The 2,425-nt window shown below is 31.3% G+C and carries 4 protein-coding genes; 3 read left to right on the top strand and 1 reads right to left on the bottom strand.

The window, feature by feature from the left end:
- Positions 1–396 precede the first annotated feature (396 nt).
- The 3 genes from Q0C22_RS09840 to Q0C22_RS09830 are packed head-to-tail and all read left to right on the top strand — an operon-like array spanning position 397 to position 2,021.
- On the top strand, positions 397–906 hold the full coding sequence (locus tag Q0C22_RS09840) for a hypothetical protein (RefSeq protein ID WP_291494282.1): 510 nt from the start codon (positions 397–399) through the stop codon (positions 904–906).
- Positions 907–941: 35 nt separating this feature from the next.
- The gene (locus Q0C22_RS09835) at positions 942–1,379 is read left to right on the top strand and encodes a peptidylprolyl isomerase (RefSeq protein ID WP_291494280.1); all 438 of its coding nucleotides are present in this window, start codon (positions 942–944) and stop codon (positions 1,377–1,379) included.
- 6 nt (positions 1,380–1,385) lie between these two features.
- Positions 1,386–2,021: a hypothetical protein gene (locus Q0C22_RS09830; protein ID WP_291494278.1), complete on the top strand. Its 636-nt coding sequence runs from the start codon at positions 1,386–1,388 to the stop codon at positions 2,019–2,021.
- 2 nt (positions 2,022–2,023) lie between these two features.
- On the opposite strand, the gene Q0C22_RS09825 is transcribed toward Q0C22_RS09830, so the two are convergent.
- The coding region (locus tag Q0C22_RS09825) for a DUF2148 domain-containing protein (protein ID WP_291494276.1) at positions 2,024–2,425 on the bottom strand (402 nt) is incomplete at its 5' end.

Here is a 2,425-nt window from a genome sequence, read left to right as displayed (position 1 = left end):
AGCACATAGAGAGGTTCTCCATGCTCAAAAAAGAATAGAAGAACAGGAGGAGGATTTATGAATTCTCCTCTTTTAAAAAACCGTATGATAGTATTGGTACCAACAATAATTATTAATTATCTCTACCTTAAATGGTAGAGATAATTACTAGTAAATAATTTTCACCCGGGGTGTTATATTGTTGGTAAACATAATTTTTACTTGTAAATACCGGGTATTTACAAGTAAATCCTTGTAAAAAATCAATTTTGAATGAAATCTCAGAATTAACGAGGAAAATATTGATCTTAAACTACGAAAAATAGGCCTATAAAAGGAAAATTTCTACAAAACAGAAATATAACTAAGTTAATTAGATAATAACTAAATATACTAAAATAAAAAGGAGGTTATCCCTTGGGATCAAAAAAGACGTGTTATATTGTGATTTTAATATTAATACTATGTATTGTAGGTGTGTATTTTTACGGAACTATTAAACTAAATTCATTTAAAAAGGCTCAGGAGCTGGCGTTTTCAAACAAAATTGCCCAGATGAATGCTAATTTTGAAGCTTCACAAAAAGCAAAAACTGATTCACTTATGAAAAGTGTAGCAGTACCCCTTAGTTATTTTGTAAAAAATGCCATTGAGTCAAACAATAATCAGATAATTAATGAATGCTTTAATGAGCTTGTAAGACAAAAAGGTTTCAAAGACATTAACCTGGTAAGAGATGGTAAGATAACTGTTGGTACAAATAAGAAATTTGAAGGTGAAAATTTTGACAAAATTTACCCGGAAGACTTTGCAAAGTACAAAGAAATTACTATAAAGCAACTTCAACCCGGTCTGTCTTATCTTATAGTGCCCATCATGAGTACAAACTCTCAGTTGGGTTTTGTAGTTGTAACATTTGGTGAGTGATTTTCTAAATAAATTTTTATATTTCGAGGTGTTTCATGGCTATTGCGCAAAAAGGCGACAAGGTATTAGTACATTATGTAGGAAAATTAGATGATGGTAGTGTTTTTGACTCATCTATTGAATCAAGCCCGTTGGAGTTTATAATAGGTGATGGGACTATAATACCGGGTTTTGAAGAAGCTGTAATAGGTTTAGAAGAAGGGCAAAAAAAATCATTTACACTAAAACCTGAAGAAGCTTATGGGCCATACTACAATGAGCGTGTTATTGTAATTAACAAATCTCAACTACCTCCTGACCTAGATCCTCAAATTGGAGATAGACTTCAAGGTCAACAGCCTGATGGCAGTGTAGTGCTATTTAGCGTAATTGACAAAAACGAAGAAGAGCTAACACTTGACGGTAATCATCCCTTGGCTGGCAAAAACCTTAATTTTGAAATTGAACTTGTAAAAATAGAAGCAGAATCTTAATTAAATTTGAAAGCTATATCATTTTTTTCAGGTGGTAAAGATGGTCTCTTTGCCACCTATCTGGCTCAAGTAAACGATATATACGTCAGATATTTTTTGTTGCTAAATACTACAATAGGTTTATCTGTGCATTATGAAAACTTAAATGCTCTAAAACTTTTAGCGCAATCATGCAAAAAAGAACTTTTAATATTTGATATGAAAAATGGTCAGGAACAATTTGTAGAATTTTTAAAAGCACTTGATATTGATATGATTATAAGTGGAGATATTTACCTGGAGTCTCACTACGATTGGTTAAAAGAACTTGCTAAAAGATCAAATAAAGAGTTTTTAGAACCACTATGGAAACAAGACAGTAAAATTTTAGTCAAGAAAATGCTGGATTGCGGATTTAAATACAGCATAATTGCTTGTGATAAATTTAAGCTTGATAAAAAGTATTTAGGATACTCTTTTGAAACAGAAGACGATTTAGATAGATTTTTAAGCGAAAATCCGCACATTGACCCAGCAGGCGAAGCTGGTGAATTTCATACAATTGTGACATATTGTCCTTTGTATAATAGAAGTTTTAAATTAAAAGCAGATTTTATAAAAGATTCTGAAAAATATTACTATTTACAGTGTAGTTTAGAATAATTTCAGTATTTTCTATCGAAAAATATACTTTTTGAGCCAACATACAAAGGTACACCATAAACTGCAACAGCACCTTTTATAACACCGGTTTCAATGGCAGCTTTTCCAAGTGATAGCATTATTCTATTATCGATACCCAAAATACTTGCAAGCTTTACTAAAGAACCAAGCGCAATACCACAATCGGTTATGGTTAAGGCGCAAAATGCACCGTTTTTTTTGCACAAATCACAGGTTTCAAACCCACAAAAACCGCAATTATAATTGTGGTAATAATCTTTTGCACCTACAAATATTATTTGTTTTATGTTTTGACATGTAATTGAATCTCTTTTGTAAAAGCTAAAATTAGTGCGCTCAGAAATTTTCACCATTTCATCAAGTATAAGTTTAATTTTCTCTTG

Source organism: Desulfurella sp., from assembly GCF_023256235.1.
GTDB lineage: Bacteria > Campylobacterota_A > Desulfurellia > Desulfurellales > Desulfurellaceae > Desulfurella.
The sequence above is the reverse complement of the archived record's forward strand: the minus strand, read 5'-3'. Positions and strand labels throughout refer to the sequence as shown.